At 56.5% G+C, this 24,600-nt stretch carries 25 protein-coding genes and 1 tRNA gene; 16 read left to right on the top strand and 10 right to left on the bottom strand.

Features of this window, described 5'->3' with window-relative positions:
* Positions 1 to 123 precede the first annotated feature (123 nt).
* The 7 genes from EYC82_RS13705 to EYC82_RS13675 all read left to right on the top strand — a co-directional run bounded on the left by EYC82_RS13705 (position 124) and on the right by EYC82_RS13675 (position 6,890).
* On the top strand, positions 124 to 675 hold the full coding sequence (locus EYC82_RS13705; RefSeq protein WP_279250103.1) for an HNH endonuclease: 552 nt from the start codon (positions 124 to 126) through the stop codon (positions 673 to 675).
* A gap of 80 nt (positions 676 to 755) precedes the next feature.
* The gene (locus tag EYC82_RS13700) at positions 756 to 1,724 is read left to right on the top strand and encodes an AAA family ATPase (protein ID WP_279250102.1); all 969 of its coding nucleotides are present in this window, start codon (positions 756 to 758) and stop codon (positions 1,722 to 1,724) included.
* A gap of 6 nt (positions 1,725 to 1,730) precedes the next feature.
* Complete coding sequence (locus tag EYC82_RS13695) at positions 1,731 to 2,669, top strand: DUF58 domain-containing protein (protein ID WP_279250101.1); 939 nt, start codon at positions 1,731 to 1,733, stop codon at positions 2,667 to 2,669.
* Complete coding sequence (locus EYC82_RS13690) at positions 2,666 to 3,163, top strand: DUF4381 domain-containing protein (protein ID WP_279250100.1); 498 nt, start codon at positions 2,666 to 2,668, stop codon at positions 3,161 to 3,163. The genes EYC82_RS13695 and EYC82_RS13690 overlap by 4 nt, the downstream gene beginning before the upstream one ends.
* Positions 3,156 to 4,157: a vWA domain-containing protein gene (locus EYC82_RS13685; RefSeq protein ID WP_279250099.1), complete on the top strand. Its 1,002-nt coding sequence runs from the start codon at positions 3,156 to 3,158 to the stop codon at positions 4,155 to 4,157. The genes EYC82_RS13690 and EYC82_RS13685 overlap by 8 nt, the downstream gene beginning before the upstream one ends.
* Positions 4,147 to 5,802, top strand: coding sequence for a VWA domain-containing protein (locus EYC82_RS13680; protein ID WP_279250098.1), 1,656 nt, complete (start codon positions 4,147 to 4,149; stop codon positions 5,800 to 5,802). Before EYC82_RS13685 ends, EYC82_RS13680 begins: the two co-directional genes overlap by 11 nt.
* Positions 5,799 to 6,890 (top strand): hypothetical protein, encoded by a 1,092-nt coding sequence (locus EYC82_RS13675; RefSeq protein ID WP_279250097.1) that lies wholly within the window; start codon positions 5,799 to 5,801, stop codon positions 6,888 to 6,890. The genes EYC82_RS13680 and EYC82_RS13675 overlap by 4 nt, the downstream gene beginning before the upstream one ends.
* Here EYC82_RS13675 and gcvT read toward each other — a convergent pair.
* Positions 6,862 to 7,971 (bottom strand): glycine cleavage system aminomethyltransferase GcvT, encoded by a 1,110-nt coding sequence (gcvT, locus tag EYC82_RS13670; protein ID WP_279250096.1) that lies wholly within the window; start codon positions 7,969 to 7,971, stop codon positions 6,862 to 6,864. The genes EYC82_RS13675 and gcvT overlap by 29 nt on opposite strands.
* 450 nt (positions 7,972 to 8,421) lie before the next feature.
* Between gcvT and EYC82_RS13665 the strand changes: the two genes are divergently transcribed.
* Positions 8,422 to 8,637, top strand: a complete 216-nt coding sequence (locus tag EYC82_RS13665; RefSeq protein WP_279250095.1) for a PA3496 family putative envelope integrity protein — start codon at positions 8,422 to 8,424, stop codon at positions 8,635 to 8,637.
* Positions 8,638 to 8,734: 97 nt separating this feature from the next.
* Here the strand turns inward: EYC82_RS13665 and mtnA are convergent, their stop codons facing one another.
* On the bottom strand, positions 8,735 to 9,814 hold the full coding sequence (gene mtnA, locus EYC82_RS13660) for an S-methyl-5-thioribose-1-phosphate isomerase (protein WP_279250094.1): 1,080 nt from the start codon (positions 9,812 to 9,814) through the stop codon (positions 8,735 to 8,737).
* Positions 9,815 to 9,963: 149 nt separating this feature from the next.
* Between mtnA and epmB the strand changes: the two genes are divergently transcribed.
* Together epmB and EYC82_RS13650 are read left to right on the top strand one after the other, a co-directional pair.
* Complete coding sequence (gene epmB, locus EYC82_RS13655; protein ID WP_279250093.1) at positions 9,964 to 10,965, top strand: EF-P beta-lysylation protein EpmB; 1,002 nt, start codon at positions 9,964 to 9,966, stop codon at positions 10,963 to 10,965.
* 378 nt (positions 10,966 to 11,343) lie between these two features.
* Positions 11,344 to 11,817 carry a Dps family protein gene (locus EYC82_RS13650; RefSeq protein ID WP_279250092.1) on the top strand — a complete coding sequence of 158 codons (474 nt, stop codon included), beginning with the start codon at positions 11,344 to 11,346 and terminating at the stop codon, positions 11,815 to 11,817.
* Positions 11,818 to 11,943: 126 nt separating this feature from the next.
* Here EYC82_RS13650 and EYC82_RS13645 read toward each other — a convergent pair.
* The 7 genes from EYC82_RS13645 to bioB form a co-directional block, all read right to left on the bottom strand.
* A tRNA-Pro gene (locus EYC82_RS13645) sits at positions 11,944 to 12,020 on the bottom strand.
* Positions 12,021 to 12,077: 57 nt separating this feature from the next.
* The gene (locus EYC82_RS13640; protein WP_279250091.1) at positions 12,078 to 12,293 is read right to left on the bottom strand and encodes a DUF3094 family protein; all 216 of its coding nucleotides are present in this window, start codon (positions 12,291 to 12,293) and stop codon (positions 12,078 to 12,080) included.
* Between the two features lie 94 nt (positions 12,294 to 12,387).
* A complete protein-coding gene (locus tag EYC82_RS13635; protein ID WP_279250090.1) occupies positions 12,388 to 14,187 on the bottom strand; it encodes an acyl-CoA dehydrogenase C-terminal domain-containing protein in 1,800 nt (599 codons plus the stop codon).
* 127 nt (positions 14,188 to 14,314) lie between these two features.
* A complete protein-coding gene (gene bioD, locus EYC82_RS13630; protein ID WP_279250089.1) occupies positions 14,315 to 14,992 on the bottom strand; it encodes a dethiobiotin synthase in 678 nt (225 codons plus the stop codon).
* Positions 14,989 to 16,563 carry a malonyl-ACP O-methyltransferase BioC gene (bioC, locus tag EYC82_RS13625; protein WP_279250088.1) on the bottom strand — a complete coding sequence of 525 codons (1,575 nt, stop codon included), beginning with the start codon at positions 16,561 to 16,563 and terminating at the stop codon, positions 14,989 to 14,991. Before bioC ends, bioD begins: the two co-directional genes overlap by 4 nt.
* Positions 16,564 to 17,730 carry an 8-amino-7-oxononanoate synthase gene (bioF, locus tag EYC82_RS13620; protein WP_279250087.1) on the bottom strand — a complete coding sequence of 389 codons (1,167 nt, stop codon included), beginning with the start codon at positions 17,728 to 17,730 and terminating at the stop codon, positions 16,564 to 16,566.
* A 7-nt stretch (positions 17,731 to 17,737) separates the two neighbouring features.
* The gene (gene bioB, locus EYC82_RS13615) at positions 17,738 to 18,778 is read right to left on the bottom strand and encodes a biotin synthase BioB (protein ID WP_279250086.1); all 1,041 of its coding nucleotides are present in this window, start codon (positions 18,776 to 18,778) and stop codon (positions 17,738 to 17,740) included.
* A gap of 79 nt (positions 18,779 to 18,857) precedes the next feature.
* Between bioB and EYC82_RS13610 the strand changes: the two genes are divergently transcribed.
* From EYC82_RS13610 to EYC82_RS13590, 5 genes are read left to right on the top strand one after another with little or no spacing between them, the layout of a single operon-like run.
* The gene (locus tag EYC82_RS13610) at positions 18,858 to 19,589 is read left to right on the top strand and encodes a double zinc ribbon domain-containing protein (RefSeq protein WP_279250085.1); all 732 of its coding nucleotides are present in this window, start codon (positions 18,858 to 18,860) and stop codon (positions 19,587 to 19,589) included.
* A 24-nt stretch (positions 19,590 to 19,613) separates the two neighbouring features.
* Positions 19,614 to 20,309, top strand: a complete 696-nt coding sequence (gene modA, locus EYC82_RS13605) for a molybdate ABC transporter substrate-binding protein (RefSeq protein WP_279250084.1) — start codon at positions 19,614 to 19,616, stop codon at positions 20,307 to 20,309.
* The gene (gene modB, locus EYC82_RS13600) at positions 20,300 to 20,986 is read left to right on the top strand and encodes a molybdate ABC transporter permease subunit (protein ID WP_279250083.1); all 687 of its coding nucleotides are present in this window, start codon (positions 20,300 to 20,302) and stop codon (positions 20,984 to 20,986) included. Before modA ends, modB begins: the two co-directional genes overlap by 10 nt.
* Positions 20,983 to 22,071 carry a molybdenum ABC transporter ATP-binding protein gene (gene modC / locus EYC82_RS13595; RefSeq protein WP_279250082.1) on the top strand — a complete coding sequence of 363 codons (1,089 nt, stop codon included), beginning with the start codon at positions 20,983 to 20,985 and terminating at the stop codon, positions 22,069 to 22,071. The genes modB and modC overlap by 4 nt, the downstream gene beginning before the upstream one ends.
* A complete protein-coding gene (locus EYC82_RS13590) occupies positions 22,068 to 23,048 on the top strand; it encodes a serine/threonine protein kinase (RefSeq protein ID WP_279250081.1) in 981 nt (326 codons plus the stop codon). The genes modC and EYC82_RS13590 overlap by 4 nt, the downstream gene beginning before the upstream one ends.
* Positions 23,049 to 23,066: 18 nt before the next feature.
* Here EYC82_RS13590 and EYC82_RS13585 read toward each other — a convergent pair whose 3' ends face one another.
* Positions 23,067 to 23,789, bottom strand: coding sequence for an acyltransferase (locus tag EYC82_RS13585; protein ID WP_279250080.1), 723 nt, complete (start codon positions 23,787 to 23,789; stop codon positions 23,067 to 23,069).
* Positions 23,790 to 23,923: 134 nt separating this feature from the next.
* Between EYC82_RS13585 and trmB the strand changes: the two genes are divergently transcribed.
* The gene (gene trmB, locus EYC82_RS13580) at positions 23,924 to 24,583 is read left to right on the top strand and encodes a tRNA (guanine(46)-N(7))-methyltransferase TrmB (protein WP_279250079.1); all 660 of its coding nucleotides are present in this window, start codon (positions 23,924 to 23,926) and stop codon (positions 24,581 to 24,583) included.
* The last annotated feature ends 17 nt before the right edge of the window (positions 24,584 to 24,600 follow it).

The raw sequence follows: 24,600 nt of genomic DNA, 5'->3' as shown, positions 1-24,600 counted from the left end.
CGCATCCTCACAGTGGTGCGGACCACAAGAGCTACCGAAAAGTCCGCTAGACTGTATGAGAGTGCGATTGTAGTTGCCGGGATTTTGCAGTAGTTTTACCGGTAGATTGATGGATGGAGCGCTATGCAGACTATCCTGCGACTCGACGTAGCTGGGCAACCCCGAGGCTGGATGACAGTGCCTGAGGCGGTAACCGCCTATGCCAAAGGTGACGTCATCTACGGCATAGGCAACACTCTGGCGCCTGTGATGGGGGGTACACAGCGCAGTAGCGGAAAGCGCTCTAGAATCGACCTCCAGCCCATCGTTGCCATACAGGGCAAGATACCTCCGAATTTTACACCCCCGCTGTGCAATCGCACTCTATTTCGGCGCGACGATCACCGCTGCCTCTACTGCGGACGACAGCAACAACGGGCCGATCTGACCCGGGATCATGTACTGCCCACATCGCGCGGGGGCACGGATCGCTGGGAAAACGTGGTAGCTGCATGCAGAAGGTGTAACTGGCAGAAAGACAACGGCACGCCCGAAGAGGCAAAAATGCCACTGCTCGCCATCCCTTTCCGGCCGAACCCCTGGGAATGGCATTTTCTGGCCAAGGACCGCATTCTCGCGGACCAAATGGAATACCTGTCGCTCCAGTTCCGTGCTGAGAGGGACTGGGCCGCATGAAAAACCAGGCATAATTCGGCAATTCTACTACCCCGTGACGTGCAGGGCGCGCGTTGCTCATCGACCAGCAGGAGATTCAGGTGTCCAACGAACATCTCAACGCCATTAATAGCATGATGCAACAAATGTCGCAGTCCGTCATTGGACAGGACGCCGTGGTGCGCACACTGACACTGGCGTTACTGTGCAATGGCAATGTGCTGCTTGAGGGCTTGCCGGGCACTGCCAAAACACGCTCAATCAAAACGCTGTCCCGGGTATTGCAAGCAGGGCTCGGTCGCATACAGTTTACACCCGACCTGTTGCCATCAGATGTTACCGGCAGCGAAATATATCAGGACAATAAGGGCACATCAGAGCTCAGGTTTCAGCCCGGGCCCATTTTCAACGAACTCGTTCTGGCAGATGAAATAAACCGCGCGCCCGCCAAAGTACAGTCAGCCCTGCTCGAAGCAATGGAAGAGAGGCAAGTTACTGTTGCGGGCAGAAGTTATCCACTACCCGAACTGTTCATGGTGCTGGCGACTCAGAACCCTATCGAGCAAGAGGGCACTTACCCTCTCCCGGAGGCACAGATGGACCGCTTCATGATGAAGATATCTGTAGACTATCCAAAATCCGATGCTGAACTATCCATCGTAAGGCTGCTGCAGCAGGAAGAGGGCCAATCGAAGGATACGTTAACAAGCATACCCCAATCACATGTCTTCGCAGCTCGAGACGTTATCCAGCGGATGGCAGTATCTCCCCCGATTGAGCAGTACATCGTTGACATTGTTATGGCGACGCGTAACCCGGGCGATTATGGCGATAAATTGTTGCATTGGATTGATACGGGCTCCAGCCCAAGAGCGAGTATCTCACTGCACAGGGCTAGTAGAGCGAGCGCGTGGCTGGAGGGTAAAGACTACGTTGAGCCGTCAGACGTGCAGTCGGTTGTTCACTCGATACTGCGGCACCGCTTGATCATGACCTATGATGCACTGGCCAACCATATCAGTCCTGACGATATTATTGATGAGCTCCTGCGCCAGGTGGCGGTAGGCTAACGGACAATGTACGAGCCTCGCCCTGACGATATTTACACCAGTTTATCGGCCCTCGTTCGCCTGCGTTTTGCAGCACGAGGCTTCAGCTATCTCCCACGTCAGCCGGTGAGATCTATTCTAAGTGGACGCAAGCGGTCGCGACTGCGGGGTCGAGGGCTGGATTTCGACGAACTGCGCCACTACCGTCCGGGTGATGATATCCGCACGATGGATTGGCGAGTTACAAACCGCACCGGAAAACCCCACGTACGTGTTTATACAGAAGAACGCGACAGACCAGTAATCGTACTGGCAGACCAGAGAATGCCAATGTTTTTTGGCAGCAAGAAAAAAATGAAATCTGTCATTGCAGCTGAGGCCGCCGCATTGACTGCCTGGCGCGTGCTCAGCGCGAGCGACCGTATAGGAGCTGTTCTTTTCAATGACGAAACGATAATCGAAGCGAGGCCCTCAAGAAGCGAGAAACGACTCATGGGTTGGCTAGGCGACCTCGCGGATATGAACCAATCTCTGTCCGTCAATACTGGCCCCCGCTGCAATCCCGAGGCATTGTCAGAAGCACTGCAACAACTGGAACATAGCATCGGACATGACTACCTCGTCGTGCTTATATCAGATTTTTCTGGATGGAACGACGACGCACTCAAGACGATCCGCCGCATCAGCCAGCATAACGATGTCATCTGCACGATCGTTTACGATCCGTTGGAGCGCGATATTACCGACGCCGGTGAACTGGTCGTTAGCGACGGAATGTACCAGTTAGAAATCGATCCCGGCAGTAAGAACCTGGGCGCAAGGTTTGAAGCGAACTTTGATAACTCAATGGCCAGCGTGCAAGACGCTATGCAACGACACCGCATCCCTGTGCTGCTAATGGAGACAATGACACCTGTTGCCGAGCAGCTACGAGAAAAGCTGGGTGGCCAGCGGATTCTGCAATGAGCGCACCTCCGCTGCCAGACATATTCGGCAACTATATACTCGGGGACTTCGTCGAGGTCGTTTCACCCGTGTCTGTGAGTTGGCTCCCACAGACTGCGGGTTGGGCCTGCCTTGGCGCATTGCTAGGCGGCCTTTTCCTGTTTCGCGGCGCTAAGCGCTTGCGTCGGTGGCATCACAATCGCTATCGCCGGGAAGCCATCGACAGACTGGTGCACACTACCGACCAGAGTTTTTCAATCGTAGCACTGAATAAGCTATTGAAGCTGACTGCTCTGAGCGCGTTTCCACGTGAGCAGGTTGCACGGCTGTCAGGCGAAGAGTGGGTGAGCTTTCTGAATCGCCAATGTGAGTCTTCCCCATTTTCTCCGGCTCTGGGAAAAATCATTGCCGACGGAGCCTATCGTCAATCGCAGCTTACTCATTCGACTCGAGAAGAGCTTGTGGCAGCGGCCCTATCGTGGATACGGGATCACAAGAGTCCTCACGATGTATGAACTGGCACACCCTTGGATACTGATACTCCTGTTTCTGCCGCTGTTAATGCGATTTTTTCCCGCTTATAGGGAGACGAGGGACTCTGTTCGAGTGCCTTTTTTCGACACGTTGGTGGAATTGAGTGAACAGCAACCTGGCGTCGGGGCGAAGGTGTTGCGCCGTGATCTGGCGCAGCGATTTTTGGTGGGCTTCATGTGGCTCTGCCTGATTGTCGGGGCAGCCAAGCCGGAGTGGGTAGGCGCGCCTGTAGAACAACAAAAATCCGGACGCGACCTGATGATAGCAGTGGATCTTTCCGGCTCTATGGAAACGCGGGACTTCGAGCTGCCGTCAGGGGAGCGGATAGACCGGCTGGACGCCGTCAAGATCGTACTGGAAGAACTCGCGTCACAGCGGCCCTCCGACAGGCTGGGGTTGGTTGTTTTCGGGAATGCCGCCTATCTGCAAACCCCGTTTACAGATGATCACGCGGTCTGGAAACAGCTGCTGCTGGAAACCGAGATCGGTATGGCAGGTCAGAGCACTGTCTTCGGCGACGCCATCGGTCTAGCCATTAAACTGTTCAGAGAGAACGACTCGGATAAACGCGTACTGATAATGCTGACCGACGGCAACGACACGGGCAGCACGGTACCGCCGATTGACGCGGCAAAAGTTGCCGCCACTTTTGGCATAAAAATTTACACTATAGCCGTCGGCGACCCCGCCTCTGCCGGTGAGGACATGCTGGATATGCATACTTTGGAGCGGGTCTCCGAGCTAACCGGCGGCCGCACCTTCGAGGCACTGGATCAGGGCGCATTACAGGAAGCCTACCGCACTATCGGTGAACTGGAACCGGAGCTGTATGAGACTGTAAGCTTTCGTCCAAGACAAAGTCTGCATTGGTTCCCAGTCAGTATTGCACTTATTCTATACACGCTTTATCACGCTTTCAGTGCCGGGCGGAATTGGCTCTGGCATCGCAAGATGGGGCATTCTGATGGTCGGTGATCTGGAGACGCTACAATATTTCCATTTCCTGAGACCACAATGGGCACTGCTGCTTCTGCCAATGGCAATCATTGTCTGGGCACAGATAAAACAGAGAGCCTCGCGGGATCGCTTTGGGGGAATTATCGCTCCACACTTGTTGACTCACCTCCGGGTACGACAATACGACTCTCGATTGTTCAATCCGCGCAGCATTTCTATTGTGTTCCTTGTGCTTGTCATGCTGGTTCTCATGGGACCTACCTGGCGTCAACAACCTTCCCCCCTGAATCAGGACGATGCCGCACTCGTTATTCTGATCGATGTCTCTTCATCGATGCAGCAAACGGACGCACAACCCAGCCGACTGGAGCGCGCCAAGCAAAAAGTCTCCGATCTGCTGGCATTGCGACCTGACAAAAAAGCGGCGCTGATTGCGTATGCTGGCACCGCGCATACGGTTCTGTCCCTGACGGCGGAGCAGGATATTCTCAAACAGTACCTCGCAGCGATAAAACCCAGCGTTATGCCTCGCAGCGGAAAATTTCCCGAGTACGCCTTGCCACTGGCAGACACAGTGCTGCGTGACACTAATGCCCCGGCGACTATTGTATTACTGACTGATGGTACCGGCGGAGACAGCCAGGCAGCTTTCGAGCGATATTTTCACAGTAGCGAGCATCAGTTATTAATTCTGGGAATGGGCACACTTGAGAGCAACGTGCCGCTGGAGCAGGCGGCACTGAAGCGACTTGCGAGTGCGTCAAACGGCAGCTACCAGTCGCTAACAGTGAACAACCGTGACGTAAAGCAACTCAGTCGCAAGATTGACACGCACTATGTCATGGTAGAAGACAGCGCCCTGCCGTGGCTGGACAGTGGCTATCCTCTGCTTTTCCCGGCTATCGCACTGTTCCTGCTTTGGTTTCGCAAGGGCTGGACACTCACTTGGAACGCCCTGTTAATGTCGCTGATTGTTGGTGGTCCGCCGCCGCCCGTTTTTGCCGATGCCAATAAACCCAATGCGGACATACAGCACGGTATCGCGGTTAAACAGTGGTTTTTTGACCAGTGGCTTACTCGCGATCAGCAGGGTCGCATATTGATGCAGTTACAGAATTATCCAGAGGCAGCGCAACGTTTTTCCCATCCCATGTGGAAGGGTATGGCTTATTACTATAACGAGGAGTTCATGCGCGCCGCGGAATATTTTTCCCGCAGTGACAGTAACGCAGCGCTGTTCAATGAGGCCAATGCTCGAGCCCAGGCCAGAGACTACCTCCGTGCAGTGCACCGCTATGACCGCTTGCTCGCGCGTGCTCCCGACTACCCTGGAGCTGCTGATAACCGGGCGACAGTGCAATCTATTATTGACGAAATTAATCTGATAAGTGAAAGCCAGCAGCCCGAAGCAGGCGTTAGTGGTGAAGACAAAGCGCTGGACAGCAACGACGCCATACCCGCGCAAGGCGCGGACGAGATCACCTGGGAAAAGGCAGAGGTAAGACAGCTGAGTGCAGAGGATATTCTGCAGGATGAGTCCACCGCAGAAATGTGGCTGCGCGCGGTACAACAGGATCCGAGCAGCTTCCTCGCGATAAAATTTGCCATGCAGCTGCAGTTGCGGGAAGACCGGGCTGCGCCTACAGCAGAAGTCGCTCCATGATGCACAAGGAGGCGACAGGTCAAGCACTGTTCCACGCTCTCGCCATAATCATCTTTTTCCTATCGCCGCACACCACTGCCAACACACTGAAAGCGATGGAAGACTCAGGCCACCTGCGAATCAACAGCTATATTGAGCCCGCCCGAACAATTGTGCCGGGTCAGCGAATTGCTCTGACCCTGGAAATCGCGACCACCACCTGGTTTACCGCTGGGACAAAGATTGTGATTCCCGAGGTGCACAACCTCATTATCCTGCAGACAGAGCAATTCGCTGCCAACGCTACCGAGACGCGTGATGGTCAGACATGGGTAATCCAACGCTGGACTCTTGATGTGTATCCCCAACACGCAGGTAACTTCAGCATCGAGTCCATTGCGGTTCAAGTTCAGGTCAACAGCGGTGACGGCAGTAATACGAAAGGGTCTTTATTTAGCCCGCCGGTGACGTTTCTGGTGACCCTACCCGAAGCGCTGTCGGAGGCCGACTCCTGGACTGCGGCACCGGCCTTCAGGGTTATCCAGCGCTTTGATCGCGATCTCAAAAAGTTAGCGGTCGGTGATGCTTTTCAGCAAATCATCACGTTCGAGGCAGCGGATGTGCGGGCCATGATGCTGCCAAACTACGTGGCAGAATTGCTTCCAGGCTTGGCTGCCTACCCCGCTCCACCCGAACTCGATAACAGTGTGAACCGGGGGCAGATACGGGCAGAACGCCGTATTCAAATTAGCTACATTGCAGAACAGCCCGGGGCGTATGTTCTAGCGGGCAGGGACTATCTCTGGTGGGATACAACACGCCAGGCACTATCCCTGTTATCCATACCGCCAACAGGGTTCACCGTCGCAGGAACAAACCCGGCCCGAAAAACTCGACCCGGCGGCACACTCACCGTCATGAGTATTGCCATTGGGGCGCTTGTTCTAGCCTTCACGTTTCTCGCACTGCGGCTTGCGAAGTCAAGCCTTCCGGCCTCGGCATGGCGCGCGTTGCGCGCTGCCATCACGCGCGCGACGCAACAGTGGAGCGAATGGCGCAAGCCGGCACTGGGGACACGGCTTAACCCCGGTGGTAGCGATGAGGATTGAACGGCAGGGCCGCCACGCTCACAGGTATCTGCTTGTCCCGCACGGTTACCGCAAGCGATGTGCCCGGAACGGCCAGCTCCCTGGCGATATACGCCATGGCGATCGGTCCGCCAACGCTCGCGCCATAAGCAGCAGAACATATCTTCCCAACCTGCCTGCCAGCTTCATCCAGTACGACCTGCCCTTCTCGCACAGGCCGCTTACTCTCAACCCTCAATCCAACACGGGCCAAAGGCGGTTTATTTTCCATGCCAGCAAAGATGGTTTCTGCTCCGGGAAACCCTCCAGGGCGTTTACCGTCGGGTCGCCGGGCCTTGCCGACTGTCCAGACAAGCCCTGCCTGCACCAGGTCAATGTCCGTAGTCAATTCGTGTCCGTACAAGCATAAACCGGCCTCCAACCGCAGTGAATCACGCGCGCCCAGGCCAATGGGTTGCGCGGCATCCATCACTAATAGCCTTCGTACCACGCTCTCGGACACGTCGCCTGGCAGGGAAATTTCGAAACCATCCTCACCGGTGTAACCAGAACACGTGATATACGCTTCCGCACCATCGATATCCGCTCGACAGCCAGTCAAAAACTGCAGGTCAGCGGCTGGTGGGTACAGATCACGCATCACCTCTCGTGCAGCCGGGCCCTGCAACGCAATGAGTGACTGGGTCTCCAGCACCGAGAACGTTAAGTCAGGTAAGTGCGTACGTAAATGCTCAATATCTGCCGATTTGCAGGCGGCGTTCAATACAAGAAAGAATTCCTCATCACCCCAGCGCGTTACGATCAGATCATCGAGCACGCCGCCCGATTCATTGGTCATCAGGGTATATAACTGGCAGTTGATCCCGAGACCCTCAATGTCGCCCGGCACCAGTGTCTCAAGAGCGGTTGCCGCCCCCTTCCCACGGGCAACCACCTGTCCCATGTGAGATACATCGAACAAGCCCGCTGCCTCGCGTGTATGTAGATGCTCCTTGATAATGCCCGTCGGGTACTGCACCGGCATATCGTATCCAGCAAACGACACCATCTTGGCGCCGAACTCCCTGTGCAAACTGTCCAACGGTGTGCGCAACAGCGTCATGGCGTATTCCCGGTCTACAGAATTGAGGGCTCACTCTAGCGAGCCAGGAACGCCCATGCAAGATATCGGATTGGCGCGCCTCTCAACATCGGCAAACCTGTCCAAACAAGTGCGGACAGGTGCGAACGGGCGCGGGCAAGATCTGGCCGCCAAATCACCGCAGAAAAACAGTGAAAAACGTCCAAGCGTTCATTGGCATTAATTTTGCTTTCTATGACAGACGGCGGCCCGCCGATGTCACATCGCCAGGGAAGGCGACCACAAGGACGTGTAACTGACACCGGGAAACCACGGAGGGTTGTGGGCCGCCGGTCTTTTTACATGCAAAATCTGCGTAAAACTGACACAAGTAATTCATTGTCGCCTTTTAATAACTCTGATTTACTCATTCCAACTGGCACATCAAATCCAGTGCCATGGTTTGACCTTTTTATTAGGGGGAGGGTCAGAATGGAAGAACGTAACCAAGCACCAAGCAAAACCGAACTGGCAGAAGACTTGTTTGAGCCGGCACTTGGTGAAGCTTCCGATGAGTTGGTTCAGGAAGCGTTGCCCATTTCGTCGGAAAAGCGACGGCTGGTCGAAAAAAGACGTCTGGCAGAGCAACGACTCGAAGAAAGGCGTTTGCAGGACGAACTCGGTGAGTACGATCTGCACCTCGACTGATTAGCACGGCTTTTCGCCATGTGACAGCGACAGCCTGTGTGCCAGACAGTTGTTGGGGTGCACGCACACGTTGCGCCTGGCGGCATGAATTGGGCGGTTACCCTCGCTCGATAACCGAACGCATTTTTTGCAGCCCTGCTTCACTGGCGTCAAACGTGCCATAGTCTGTAATCAGCCCCCTGACGTGCTGTGCAGGCGTGACATCAAATGCCTGGTTCAGAGCTGACGTTGCGGCACCTGCGAGGTTGACCTCTCGTCTGGCACCACTAGCATCCAGACCCGCAATGCTCAGCACCTCTGACGCATCGCGCTCCTCAATGGGTATCTCAGCACCGTCACGGCACGTCCAGTCGATGGTCGATTCCGGCAGCGCAGCGTAGAACGGTACATTGTTGGCCTGCGCCGCCAATGCCTTGAGATAAGTGCCCACTTTATTACAAACATCACCGTTGGCGGCAGTGCGATCACTACCAACAATCACACAGTCGACCCTGCCCTGACGCATCAGCTGGCCGCAACTGTTATCCGTTACGACCGTGCAAGGCACACCCGCCTCATTCAGTTCCCAGGCGGTCAGGCTTGTTCCCTGATTACGGGGACGAGTCTCAGACACCCAGACATGTACATCGATACCGCTGGCATGTGCCTTGTAAATAGGCGCCAGTGCCGTACCCCACTGCACCGTGGCCAGCCAGCCCGCATTGCAGTGCGTCATAATATCAAGACGGCTCTTGCCTATGCCACGCAGTACCTCAAGGCCGTTGTTGCCAATGCGTTCACAGTTAGCAATATCTTCTTTTCTTACTGTAACAGCCTTGTCGTGCGCGACCGCTGCTCGCTCAGTGACGGGCAAGTCACGCACTACACTACCGACCTGCTCAAGCGCCCAACGCAGGTTCACGGCTGTCGGTCGGGTCGCCAGGAGTGCACGACTGGCGTTGGCCAAATTTTCATCGGAGGGATCTTGAGCCAGCGCATGGGCCAATCCAAAGGCAGCTGTAACGCCGATCAAAGGTGCACCACGAACCTGCATTTCACGAATGGCAAAACAGTACGCCTCCAATGAATCCAGGTGACACCATTCCAGTGCGTGGGGTAACAGCCTCTGGTCAATTATCGCGGCCATTCCGCGACTGCTATCCCATCGCAGGCTGCACAGATCATCGCTACCCGTCATCGTGTCTTCTCTCTTTTTGCAGCAAATTCAGAGAGTATCGCAGCAGACAGACGGGTAGCACAAGAGTGCGTTATTTCGTGGCCTGAATAGTCGCTTTTTCAACAGTATTGCTACAATGCAAACTCGCATTCCTGTTCAGAGTAAACGCCTTGATACACAGCGCGATTGAGAAAGCAGCCGAAGACTGGCAGAGCCAGCTGCGCAACGTCATCACTTCCCGCGACGAATTGCTCAACGCCGTGAATCTTCGCTTGGAAGATGTCGGCTCCGCAGGAGAGGCCTGCCAGGATTTTCCGCTGAAGGTGCCGCGCAGCTTTGTCTCTCGCATGCGCTGCGCCGACCCACAGGATCCCCTGTTACTGCAGGTGCTGTCGTTGCACCGGGAGATGTCCGATAGCGCAGGATATACCATAGATCCATTACAAGAGGCGGGACACATACCTCACCGGGGCATCATTCATAAGTACAACGGTCGCGTTCTGCTTATCGCCAGCGGCGGCTGCGCAGTCAATTGCCGGTACTGCTTCCGGCGACACTTCCCCTACTCGGACAACCGAAACAGCCGTCATGAATGGCACGAGGCGCTGGACTATATTCGCAATGACAAGAGTATCGAGGAAGTGATCCTGAGTGGAGGCGATCCTCTCGTCATGGATGACGCGCAACTTACGGAATTAACAAACAGGATTGCGGATATCGCCCACGTGAAGCGCCTGCGCATTCACAGCCGACTACCTATCGTCATACCTGATCGAGTGACCGCGGGACTGCTGGACGCCATCCGCCCACAGAACGTGCAGACCGTGATGGTTCTGCACTGCAATCATGCCAACGAAATTGACGAGCATGTCACAGAGGCGATTTTTGCATTGCGACGCCGTGACGTTAGCGTACTCAACCAGACCGTACTACTGCGGGGCATAAATGATAATGTGCTTGCACAAATCGCGTTGAGCCAGTCGCTATTCAGTGCAGGCGTACTACCCTACTACCTGCACATGCTGGATAAAGTAAAAGGAGCGGCTCATTTCGATGTCGGTGAGGCAGAAGCGCAGGTAATGATGCAGGAGCTCCGTGCTCAACTGCCAGGGTATATGGTTCCCAAACTAGTCAGAGAGATTTCAGGAGGTAGAGCCAAGAGTCCCGTGTGAGTCTTCCTGACGCAAGCTCGGACGCTGTTAGTGCGGTCTCGTATTTGAAGATAGGCTAATGCCACATTTCCAGAGCCGGAAATGAGGGAGAGTGAAGCGTGACCCGCATTGTTTTTGATATCAGGTGAAGCACAAGGTAGAGACCGCTAGATTTTTCATTCCCTGATATCTGCCGGTGACAAGCAGCGGAAACAATCGACCCTGCCGCCGGAAGCACTTGTTAAACGCTTTGATGCGAGATGCGTCCAACTCTATTCTCCTGATCAGGCGAAGGTTTAATAGCTTTCAGCAATGACCTCTATAAATTAATACCGTTTTTACAATTTATCGCGCTACGGTATCCTAACCGCCAACCTAAAACGATTAGGAAGTATTGTGATGGGAAACATCGACATAGGTATTAATGAGAAAGACAGAGAAAGTATCGCTGAAGGATTGAAGCATCTTCTGGCAGATTCTTACACGCTGTATCTGCAAACACACAACTTTCACTGGAATGTCACTGGTCCACAATTTCGCGAACTGCACCTCATGTTCGAAGAGCACTACACCGAACTGGCGGTAGCGGTGGACGACATCGCCGAGCGCATTCGCACTCTCGACGTTGTGGCTCCCGGCACTTACACGGCCTTCGCCGAGTTAAGCGCAGTCAAAGAGGTCGACGGTGTGCCCGATGGGAAAAGTATGGTCAGCATATTGACTAAGGCGCACGAGCAGGTGGTTAAAACCTGCCGCGATGTGCTGGTTAAAGCCCAGCAGGCAGACGACGAATCCACCTCTGCCCTCGTCTCTGACCGCATGAGAGTCCATGAGAAAACAGCATGGATGCTGCGAGCGCTGAATAAATCCTGAAGCGGGTATTTTGAAGTAAGCGTGGCAATACCGCTACTGCGCAGTGTGGTGACCTCGACAGGCGCTAGTAGAAAAATCTTTTATTTCAGGGCTTTTTGTTTACATAGGGAAGATAGGACTGGATGTTGGTCGGTGTGAGAGGATTTGAACCTCCGACCCCTTCCTCCCGAAGGAAGTGCGCTACCAGGCTGCGCCACACACCGAGCATCCCAAGCGCAAAACTATAACAAAATGTGACACTCGGGGCCACGTTACCCTGGTCACTCCACCCCTGCAAACCGGGCGAGAAACTGGCTCAGGACACTCAAGCTGGTTACCACAAGAAGCAACAGGACGATCATCCTGCCGGGCCTGAACGGCTTGCGCTCAACAGAGTTCACCCCTTGGCGGATAAACGCATCGACCTTCTCCTGATCCTCAGGATGAAGGCTGTTGTTAAAGCTGCGGTCGGTTTTTTCTGAGGATTCTTCGTTCATTACACTGCACTGCGCGTACTGGGGGACAACGCCTTCACCTATTGTCCCCCTGCACTGAGAAAAAGTCACCCGTCAATCTTCTGTCGGGTTTCGGCTAAAGATCGAACATCGCTTCCGGCATGTCCATGAGGTTACTCGCACCGGACAGCATAGTTTCCCGATGACCAGCTGTTCGCGGTAGCAAACGATCATAATAGAAACGCGCGGTCATCAGTTTGGCCTCGTAAAACTGCGTATCATCATCGCTACCGGCCCCGCTGATTTTAAGCTGGGCGACAATCGCCATACGCGCCCAGAAGTACGCCAATGTGATGTAACCGCTGTACATCAGATAATCCACTGCAGCACCACCGGCTTCGTCAGGATTCTGCATTGCGGCCTCGCCAATCTTGGCCGATAAATCGAGCCACTCGCCTTTGTATTGCTGGAGAGTCTCGGTCAATGAAACGCACTCAGGCGGAACATCTCCCCCGCACAACTCATCAATCAAGCCCGTAAATTCCAGCAACAGTTGTCCGCCGCTGCCGAGCACCTTGCGCCCCAGCAGATCCAGCGCCTGTATACCGGTAGTGCCCTCGTACAGCATGGCGATGCGCGCATCGCGAACGATTTGCTCCATACCCCACTCGCGAATAAACCCGTGTCCACCATAAATCTGGACGCCGTGGTTGGCCACTTCAAATCCGGTTTCCGTGACAAAAGCCTTTCCGATGGGAGTTAACATACCCATAAGGTCGTCTGCTTTTTTAGCCGCCTCCTCATCTCCCCGGTCCACGATATCACCCTGCTGGGCAAGGAAATAAATGAGTGCCCGACTTCCTTCCACAAATGCTTTCTGAGTAAGCAGCATACGACGCACATCCGGGTGCACGATAATGGGATCGGCCGGGCCGTCCTCATTCTTCGGTCCTGTGAGGCTGCGCATCGCCAGACGCTCGCGGGCATAGCTCAATGCGCCCTGGAAGGACAGCTGACCGTGCGCAAGGCCCTGCACTGCAGTACCGATGCGGGCCGTGTTCATGAAGGTGAACATGCAATTCAGGCCCCTGTTGGGCTCTCCGATGAGGTAACCCGTCGCACCGTCAAAGTTCAACACACAGGTTGCAGAGGCCTTGATTCCCATTTTCTTTTCTATCGACGCGCAGTTCACGGCATTGCGTTCACCGAGACTACCATCATCGTTCACCTTGAATTTGGGCACGATAAACAGGGAGATACCCTTGGTGCCCGCCGGCGCATCTGGCAGTCGTGCAAGAACGATATGCACGATATTCTCGGCCATGTCGTGCTCCCCGGCACTGATAAAAATCTTGGTACCGGAAATCGCATAAGTGCCGTCGGCCTGCGGCTCCGCCTTGGTGCGCAGTAATCCCAGGTCGCTGCCGCAGTGTGACTCTGTCAGGCACATGGTGCCTGTCCATTGACCCGACACCAGATGCGTGAGGTATTTTCCTTTCTGCTCGGCATCGCCGTGGGTTTGCACGGTTTCAATCGCACCGAGGCTCAGCCCCGGATACATTGCCCAGGACCAGTTCGCAGTGCCTGTCAACTCGCTCAGCACGATGCTCAGCAGGTTCGGCATCCCCTGTCCACCCGATTCCACGCTGGCGCTAAGCGCAGGCCAGCCGTTCTCCACGTATTGCTGATAAGCGTCAGGGAAGCCGGCGGGAGTTGTGACCACACCATCATCCCAGTGGCACCCTTCCTCGTCACCAGACTGATTCAAGGGGGAAAGGACGTTCTCGGCAAACTTGGCGCCCTCTTCCACAATGGCATCCATCAGTTCTTCGGTGGCCTCTTCGTAGCCGGATAGCGTCTGGTGCAGCTTCTCCGACTCCAGCACCTCGTTGATAACAAATTGCATGTCGCGCAGGGGCGCTTTGTAATCAGGCATGTTCAGTTCCTCGCTGCGACGTCCGGGACGGGGAGCCCATAGCAGAAGTCGCGTATGTGTTCGGTGTTCACATTCTGCGGATTACGATCGAGAAGTCAACCACCTTTGCAGACGGCAAATGCCGTCTCTAATCGGTCAATAATGGCCAAATGTCGAGATGCTCCGCCGCCGCTTTTGCATCCCAGGGCGTCAGGCGAGGAATTTCACCCAGCAGAGGAGCTCCCAACAGCGCCCGCAATGTCTCCAGGTTTTCGCTATGGCAGTCCATACGCTGTGACGGCTGATTGGCAACCCACCCCGCCAGGTGCAATCCATCCCGCCTAATAGCCTCGGCTGTCAGCAGCGCATGATTGATGCAGCCCAGTCTCATCGCGACCACAAGAATGACACCAACCTGCAATTCCCGCGCTAGGTCCGCGAGGGTTTCACGAGGTCCGATGGGCACTCGCCACCCGCCGGCCCCTTCGATCAGCACGAAATCGGCTCCACCCATCATTACCCCCCTGCACAAGCCCGCCAGCCGGGATGCCTGCAGCCTTCGCTTTGCCTGCTGCGCGGCAATGTGGGGCGCAATAGCGGGACCCAGCGCCACCGGATTAACTTGCTCGTAGTCCATTACCTCTGTCATCGACTGCATCAATTGCAAGGCGTCCGCGTTCTGTCCCCGGGCGTCGCAGCCAGCCGCTAACGGTTTTACTGCTGCGGTGCGATGACCCGCATTGGCCGCCGCATGCAACAGGGCGCAGCTCACCGCAGTCTTGCCGACTTCCGTATCCGTACCCGTCACAAACCAACTCTTGCTCATGATTTCTCCAGAACAGCAAATACTACGTCGTAGGTTGCCGGCAACGATCCGTCCGGCTTGCGCCACTGCTCATACGCTCGCAACATACCCTGCAGTGCACGACGGCTGGTCAGCCCAACAGGTCGGTGGGGATTCATGTTGTGCGCGCCCAGTGCCTTTAATTCGCGCAGCAAGTCTCGCACACGCGTGTAGGTGAGTTCGTAAGTGCGTCGCTCCAGCCGCATTGTCACGCCGGGGCTAGTACTCGCTGCCAGTTCCAGTTCAGCCAGTTCGATAAATGCATTCACGTGTTGATACCCATCGACCGCCGCCCAGGCGTCTCGCAACTCGTGCAGCGTAGCCGGTGCCAACGTTGTAAACACGCACCTGCCACCGGGTGCCAACACCCGCGCAAGCTCGCTGAATAGGTGCTCCGGCCGATAACACCACTGCACCGCGAGGCTGCTGAATACCAGGTCAACCGATGCCGCAGCGAGGGGCAAGGCTTCGGCATCGGCCTGCAGCCATTCGCCTGTGCCCTCGCCCCGATCTCGTGCCAGCACCACCATGCCCTGGGCAATGTCGAGCCCCAGGTAACGGGCAGTGGGAAAGCGTTGCTCCAGAGGCGCCCGGAAATACCCTGTGCCACAACCCAAGTCCAGTATGGTCGCCGGTGTCAGTGGTTGCTGATCAAGGTAAGTGAGTAATTGCTCACCAACCTCTCGCTGTAGGTGGGCAGCGGAGTCATAGCCTCTTGCCGCCCGGCTGAAGGAAGCGGCCACTGCACTTTTTGCCACACCCTCAACGCAGGCCCCAGGCCTCTCCAACAGCGGCAGACGAGAAAGAAAACGGCGTATAAGACGGTGCACAAGTTCGGGGCTTTCCAATGGCATGAGATGGCTCGCACCATCGACTCGCTCGACTTCTAACCCCACTGAACGCGCCGTGACAGCGCCCACCGATGCGGGCACCAGTGCGTCTTGCCCAGCCAGCAAATACAGTCGTGGCAGCGAAACGTCAGTCTGCCGCAGGTCCAGTTTCGCCAGCCAATCCAACCCAATTACTAAATCAGAGGTGGCCGGCGCACGACCCAATGCTCGCAACTGCCGCAGCAGAGCTCGCGGCCGCGGGGCACCACGAGCCTGCAACCTATCGAAGCGCTTCATAGCCGCCACAGGATCAGCGCTAACCGACTGTCTGAACTGGTGAAATAAATCCGGGTCCATCCCGGGCCAGTCGTCAGCAGCGATGAACTTCAGATTGCTACACAGCGTGATCACTCCGGCCACGTGCTCGGGGCAACGCTGGGCCAACGCGAGGGCGATCTGCCCACCGAGGGACCAGCCGATGAACACGGCCTGTCGCGGGACACACGCCAAGATGTCTGTCAGCAAGGTCGGCAGAGACAGATCATCACCCCCCTCAACTCCGGGGGCACAGCCCGGCAAGTGGACCAAGGTCAGGTTGGCCCCGGGACGCAGCAAGGTCAGGAGAGGGCGCCAGATTTCTACCCCGGAACCCCAGCCATGCAAAAGAACCAGATCGTGCTGCGCCTGCTCCGTGGCCGGCAGATATTCACATTGCAGTGTCACTCAGCTACCCGACGCACTGTTCGCGAGCGCTTCCAGCAGTTGGTCGACCTGTGTCTCTGTGTGGCTGGCACTCAACGTAATGCGTAGGCGAGCAGTGTTGGCGGGCACCGTGGGTGGCCGGATGGCGGCCACTAAAAAACCTTGAGATAGTAAGCGCTCACTTATCTCAAAAGCCCTTTGAGAAGAGCCAATAAGCAGTGGCTGTATCGCGCTGTCAGAGGCCATTATCGGCAGACCCAGCTGCTCTGCACCCAAGCGAAAGCGCTGGATCAGTGCGGCCAAGTGTGACCGACGCCAGGCCTCTTCGCGCACCAGCGCCAGGGCTTCGAGGGTCGCCGCCGCCACCGCCGGAGGTATCGCCGTGGTGTATATATAATTTCGTGAGTGCTGGATAAGCATCTCTATCAACAGCTCGCTGCCCGCGATAAAAGCCCCCGCGGTGCCGAGCGCCTTACCGAGGGTTGCCATTAAAACAGGCACACCCTGAACCCCCAACGCCGCCGCCGCGGTGCTGCCCGCACCGCGGTCACCGAGCACACCAAAACCGTGGGCGTCATCTACCATCAACCACGCTTCATGTCGGTGGCAGACATCAGCCAGATCAGCCAGTGGCGCACTGTCGCCGTCCATACTGAAGACACCGTCGACCACCACGAGTTTGGCGCCCTCAGCGGCACTCAGCTTTTTTTCCAACGCAATCGTATCGTTGTGAGGGAAACGACGAAAACGAGCACCACTGAAAAGTCCACCGTCGAGTAACGATGCGTGGTTCAGTCGATCCTCAAACACCTGGTCACCTTTGCGCAGCACGCTGGTGAGGACGCCGGTATTGGCCATGTACCCGCTGGAGTAGAGCAGGGCACGAGGCCGTCCGGTAAATTCTGCGAGAGCCTCTTCCAGCTCATGATGCGGCGCACTGTGCCCACAGACAAGGTGCGAGGCCCCACTGCCCACACCATAATGAGCAGCGGCCTGCTGGAACCGAGCAACAATCCGGGGGTGAGCCGCCAGGCCCAGATAATCATTACTGCAGAAGTTGAGACAGTCTCGCCCCGCGATCCGGACAACCACGCCCTGGGATGACTCCAGGGTCAGTCGCCGCCGGTACAGACCCGCAACGCGCCGCTCCTCCAGTGCCGCGCCAAGACGCGCCTCGAAACCCTCCATGGTTGCGCTAAGTCGCGGCGGCGTCGTAAAAGTGCGGGCTTGGGGCCTGGGGTGGCCGGTCAACGTGGCGTTGCTCGGGCGAAATGCCCAGACGCTCAAACAATGCCATGTCACTGTTGCCTCGTGGGTTCGGCGTTGTCAGGAGTTTTTCCCCATAGAAAATCGAATTGGCACCAGCGAAGTAGGCCAGGGCATGCATTTGCTCGTTCATTTCTTCACGCCCGGCGGACAGGCGAACCTGCGATACCGGCATCAGAATACGCGCAACGGCGATGGTACGAATGAACTCGAAGGGATCCAGGTCAGCCTCATTTTCCAGAGGTGTTCCCTCCACCCGGACCAGCATATTGATCGGCACGCTCTCCGGGTGTTGCGGCAAATTGGCTAACTGCTGCAGCAGGCCGGCCCGATCATTTTGCTCCTCACCCATACCTACGATGCCGCCACTACAAACCTTCATACCTGCCTTGCGGACATGGTCCAGGGTGTCCAGACGATCCTTGTAGGTTCTCGTGGTAATAATATCGCCGTAAAACTCCGGTGACGTGTCCAGGTTGTGGTTGTAGTAGTCGAGCCCCGCCTCCGCCAGTTCCGAGGCCTGGCTTTCACTCAGCATGCCCAGCGTCATGCAGCTCTCCAGACCAAGTTCGCGCACCCCTTTCACCATGGATACAAGGTAAGGCATATCTCTATTCTTGGGCGAACGCCAAGCCGCACCCATGCAGAACCGAGTTGCTCCGGAGGCCGCCGCAGCCCGAGCCTGGGACAGCACGTTCTCTAACTCCAGCAGCTTCTCCGCCTCCAGCCCGGTATCGTAGCGGGTGCTTTGGGGGCAGTAGGCACAATCCTCCGGACAGGCGCCGGTTTTGATGGAAAGTAGTGTGCTTATCTGCACCTCATTCGGGTCAAAATACTGCCGATGAATCGACTGAGCCATAAACAACAGATCGTTGAAAGGCAGTGCGAACAGTGCCTCAACCTCATCCCGCGACCAGTCGTGGCGAATGTCAGCCTGCGGCATGGACGGAGCGGTATTCGGCGCATTCATAAGCCTTACCTGATTGAAATTTGGAGTTAAAACAATATGATACAGGGGGGTAAAGCGCTGTCAACCCAACGGAGGCATTATGGTTAACAGCGCTCGCATACGCCTGTTGGAGGGCCTGCTACCCAACCATTGCGCACTGTGTCGCATGCGCAGCTACCGGCACCTGCCGCTATGCCGGCCCTGTGAGTCGGAACTCCCCGCGAACACAGTGGCCTGCGAACAGTGCGCGATTCCACTGGCGGGCGCAAACCACCTTGCGGCATCGCGGCTTTGCGGCCAGTGCCTGGCACATCCACCACCCTACGACCGGGTCATCGCGCCCTGGCTATACGGTGAATATCTGGCGCGCCTGATCCAGCGCTGGAAGTATCAGCGGGAACGTCATCTCACCCCCGTTTTGGCTCATCTGTGGCTAAAAAAAGCAGGCCGACGGACGGACATAGACCTGCTGATCCCCGTTCCGCTGCACTGGCGCAGACGCTGGCATCGCGGCTTTAACCAGTCGGAACTGCTGGCAGCACACCTGGGTGATCATGTCGCTGCCGCCGGTGGCTTAACCCCCGACCTGCGCACCGTAAAACGACACCGCCCGACCGCCCCGCAGTCCGCAATGTGTGCCGCACAACGCAAGCGTAATCTGGCCAACGCCTTTACAGTATCAAGACCCTGTGACAACCTCCGCATAGCCATTGTGGACGATGTCCTGACGACAGGGGCTACTGCGGCCGCCCTGTCGCGAGCCCTCAAACAAGCGGGCGCCCGCCACATCGAGGTATGGTGCCTGGCCCGCACGCCGACACCATACATCTGAATTAAAAAGGCATGGAGCCCTCGCATGCGCACACTGGCGCTACTGGCCATTCTTCTGGCGCCCGTGCTCAGGGCCGATGACACTGTGCGTGTGGCGGTCGCAACAAACTTTAAACCCACACTGTTGCATCTCAGTGAGCAGTTCCAGTCAGATACCGGCATCGCCGTCACCCTCAGCAGTGCGTCAACAGGGGTGCTTGCGGCACAGATAATCCACGGCGCACCCTTTGATGTGTTTTTCGCCGCCGACAGCACGACGCCTGAACAACTTTACGCAGCCGACAACGATGGACTGGCACCCTTCTGCTACGCAGTCGGCCGCTTGGCATTGGTCGGCGCCAGCGACCTCTCGGCTCTCGCCGACCCCGGCCTGAGCCTGGCAATCGCGAACCCCGCGACCGCCCCCTATGGCGCAGCGGCAATAGAGGTTCTCGATCGAGCGGAATTTTCGCCGGGTAACACGCGCAAGCTGGTGCGCGGCAATAACGCAATCCAGGCCTACCAGTTCTGGTACAGCGGCGCGGTAGACCTTGCCCTGGTGCCCAAGTCACTGGCCACTGATTCAGGCGCTATCGACGTCCCCCGGGCGTGGCATGCATCACTGACCCAGTTTGCTCTCATCCGGCAGCAGGGCCCTGCGGTAGACGCCTACCTCAAGTGGATGAGAAGTGATACGGTGCGCGATCAGATCACCCAAGCCGGCTACGAATCGTGCCCCTGAACTCTGCAGAACTGGATGCGATCTATCTCACTGTAGCACTGGCCTCTGTCACCACGGCGCTGCTGGTGCTGCTCGGCACACCACTGGCGTGGTGGTTGTCCCGTCGTCAAGGCAACCTGTCCGCTGCTATAGAGGCGCTGGTTGCAATGCCCCTGATACTGCCGCCCACAGTACTGGGTTTTTACCTGCTGCTGCTGTTCGCACCCGACACTGCTGTTGGACGGGCCTGGGAGCGTCTAACCGGATCACAACTGGCGTTCAGTTTTTCCGCATTGGTCATCGGCTCGGTGATCTACTCCCTTCCCTTTGTAGTACAGCCATTGCAGTCCGCATTTCAGCGGATTCCGCAGGGCTTGCTGCAAGCCGCGGCGACACTGGGCGCGAGTCCCCTGGACCGGTTCCGCTCGGTGGTCTTACCCTTGACCCGCCGCACCTTCCTCACGGCCGCCAGTTTGGGCTTTGCACACACCGTTGGCGAATTCGGTGTGGTGTTAATGATTGGCGGCAACATCCCGGGGGAGACGCAAGTGTTGTCTATCGCCCTGTACGACTTTGTGGAAACGTTGCGTTTTGATGAGGCGCACCGTCTAGCAGGAGGTCTCGTCCTATTTTCACTGGCCCTGCTATTCTTTTTATACCGCAGTAGCGGCACAAGTAGTTGGCGGGTTCGCACGTGAGCTCCCTGCAACTGGACATTCACTGCCAGGGCGAGAACGACTTTACGCTCGATCTCAAGTGCCAACTCCCCGCAGCGGGTATAACCGCCATCTACGGGCCCAGTGGCAGCGGCAAGAGTACTTTACTCGACTGCATAGCAGGCCTCCGCAAGCCCTCGCATTCAAGCACTATAAGGCTCAATCACACTCGCTGGCACGCGCCAGGGCGCTGCGTACCACCGTGGCGGCGCGGCATTGGCTACGTCTTTCAGGATGCCAGGCTATTCCCCCATCTCGACACGCTCGGCAACCTGGAATACCCGTTGGCGCGGAGCAAGCCGGGTAGTATCACACTCGACCAGGTAGTCAACTGGCTGGAGCTGCAAGACCTGCTGGCATACAAGGTGAACACCCTGTCCGCGGGGCAAAAACAACGGGTAGCCATAGGCCGAGCGCTGCTTGGCTCACCGGAGCTTTTACTGCTCGACGAGCCGCTGGCAAACCTCGACCACGTCGCCGCCAGTGAATGCCTGCGCTGCCTGCAGCAGCTGTCTGCCAACACCCGCATACCCATGCTTTATGTCAGCCATAATATCGAGGAGGTCTGCCAGCTGGCGGATCACCTCCTGTTGCTCGAGTCAGGCCGCGTAACGGAGCAAGGCTCACTGCTGGATTTGTGCAGCCGACTGGATACGCGCTTGTCTCGCGAAGAGCAGGCAGCAGCCATCATCACGGGGACCATTTCAGGACAGGATGAGTCCTTCGGTCTCACGGAACTGGATATCGGCGGTCACATTCTTCGCGTGAGCCAGTTGCGCCTGCCTGCAGGACAGTCACGACGTATCCGCATACCCGCCAGGGATGTCAGTGTCTGCCGCGAAAAGCCGCGTAACAGCAGCATCCTGAATATTTTTCCTGTCACGATTGAGGAGCTGGAGGACACTACCGCACCGCGCCTGTTACTGCGACTCTCTCTTGGCCGGCAATACCTGCTGGCACGCATTACCCGCCGTTCCGCATTCGAACTTGGCCTGCAAAAAAATGATCACGTGTACGCGCAGATCAAGAGTGCCGCATTACTGACAGGACCCACGGACACCGTATGAAAACCCATCCCTACGACCGCCTCAACCCGGACATGATAATCGACGCCGTGGAATCAGTAGGCTACCTGAGTGACGCTCGCCTGCTCGCCCTGAATAGCTACGAGAACCGTGTTTACCAGGTTGGCATAGAAGATGCGCAGCCAATCATCGCAAAATTCTACCGCCCCGGGCGCTGGAGCGAGGCACAGATCAGGGAGGAACATGCCTTTAGTCTGGAGTTGGCCGAGGCGGAAATATCCGTCGTGCCTCCCATGGTCGATGCACACGGCTCCACTTTGCACCGTTACGATGATTTTCAGTTCGCACTCTTTGCACGCCGCGGCGGTTATCCGCCAGAACTGGATAACCTCGATAACCTGCTGGTGCTGGGCAGAACCCTCGGGCGCATTCACGCCATAGGAAGGACGCAGCCGTTTGCCCATCGCCAGGCGATTTCAGTACAACGCATGCTGCGCGATAGTTGCGAGTTCCTGCTAGATGGTTTTATCCCGAAGGATTTGATTGATGCCTACGCGTCTCTCACCAGCGATCTCGACACGCTGACAAGCACCTTGATGGCAGAAGTCGGTGACGAGGACCTGATCCGCGTACACGGCGACTGTCACGTAGGCAACATATTGTGGCGGGATGATACGGCGCACTTTGTAGACTTCGATGACTGCTGTTCCGCGCCGGCTATTCAAGATCTATGGATGTTTCTCAATGGCGAACGCCATGATCGGCAGCTACAACTGTCAGAGCTGATAGAGGGGTATTCAGAGTTCTGTGATTTCGATCCGCGACAGATACGCTGGGTCGAGGCGCTGCGAACTCTGCGCCTCGTGCACTACGCGGCCTGGCTTGCGCGGCGCTGGGAAGACCCGGCGTTTCCGCGAAGCTTCACCTGGTTTAACAGCGAGCGTTACTGGGCGGACCATATCCTCGAATTACGCGAGCAAATGTCAGCCCTGCACGAAGAACCACTGCAATTAATTTAGGTAGCCGCACTTATCTCATCAGGGAAGACGCGACGGCGGGTAGAGGACTGACCAGAGCCAGGACCAGAAGCTATTTTTTTTCAGAACCTCGCAATCTACCGCATCAAAAAACGTTTCCAAACCGACCGGGTCCTCGAAGTAATCCATGCGCGTTTTAAACCCGCGATCAGGGTCCAGTTCCTTTACAACCTTCGCGGGGCTTCCCGCGACGACAACGTTAGCAGGCACATCACGGGTAACAACGGCTCGCGCGGCAACGACGCTATTATCTCCGATGGTCACTCCCTTGAGCACGGTGGAGTGGTCTCCCAACCAGACATTGTTACCAATATGGACGGGGGTAGGCCCATCCCGTGTCATACGATCGTAAATCATATGCCAATCGGAATCCGTGACGTACGCGCCGTTCGCGAGCATTACGCCATCGCCCAGTACAATCTCATCACTCGCACTCAGCCGTGAACCAGGACTCATCAGGCAGCAGTCACCAATGACAACACGGCCAGCGCCCGCCTCACGCCCCCATACGCCAACCTCGACTCTGTTACCCGGTTCGCCAATGGCAGTAAAGCAGCGGCCTATTTGTATGCTGCCTCCAGACAAATGCACATACCAAGGTTTCATAATGTTATGGTGCGGACCAAGTGAAATACACTCAGGGCGTAAAAAATACTCGGCATACCATCGCCGAAAATCCAAGTACCTTTTTTTCAGCCAATAGGGCCGCAAGTCTTCACGCATGGGAGCCTTTACTCTACTTCGGTTTGTCGATAGTTAGCCGTATCATGGCAGTCACCCTCATCAACATCAAATCCAGTGTCCGGGGCAAGAGGGCAGGCACCTGAGATGGCAAATCAACGAGAGGCGAAACACCCTTGCTAGATAACTCAAGTCCGGTCCACAGCAATCAGAGCCACCTTCACCCGAGGCTAGCAACGGTCGTCCAACGCCATCTGCATAACTCGCACCGCGGACAGATCTCAGATTACAGCCGTCGCGCGTATGCCCATGCCGCGGAGGCACTGGATGCGAACCCGCGACCGCTCGTTATCGACTCCTTTTGTGGTACCGGACACAGCACCGCTCTATTAGCACAACGTCATCCGGATCACTTTGTTATCGGTATTGATAAGTCTGCTCACAGACTGGGCAAGCATCGCGGCAACCTCTGTCCTGACTACTGCCTACTGCAGGCCAACTGCGAGGATATCTGGGCACTACTCACACAAGACAAATTGCGAGCCGCCTATCACTACATGCTTTACCCGAACCCCTGGCCGAAGGCCAAGCACCTGCAACGGCGAATTCACGGCCACGCCAGTCTGCCGCATCTCCTCGCGCTAGGGGGACAGGTCGAACTGCGGTCAAACTGGCAGCTCTACGTGGAGGAGTTCGGCAGTGCGCTGCACCTGGCAGGTCACTACGGGTCTGTCGCACGCGTTTCAAACTCCGACACTCCCCTTAGCCTGTTTGAGGATAAGTACCGCCAGAGCGGGCATGACCTGTGGTCATTCCGAGGCAGGATATCGCAGTGACGATTAACCGGTTATAG

Source organism: Candidatus Marimicrobium litorale (assembly GCF_026262645.1).
Classification (GTDB): Bacteria; Pseudomonadota; Gammaproteobacteria; order Pseudomonadales; family Halieaceae; genus Marimicrobium; species Marimicrobium litorale.
The sequence above is the reverse complement of the archived record's forward strand: the minus strand, read 5'-3'. Positions and strand labels throughout refer to the sequence as shown.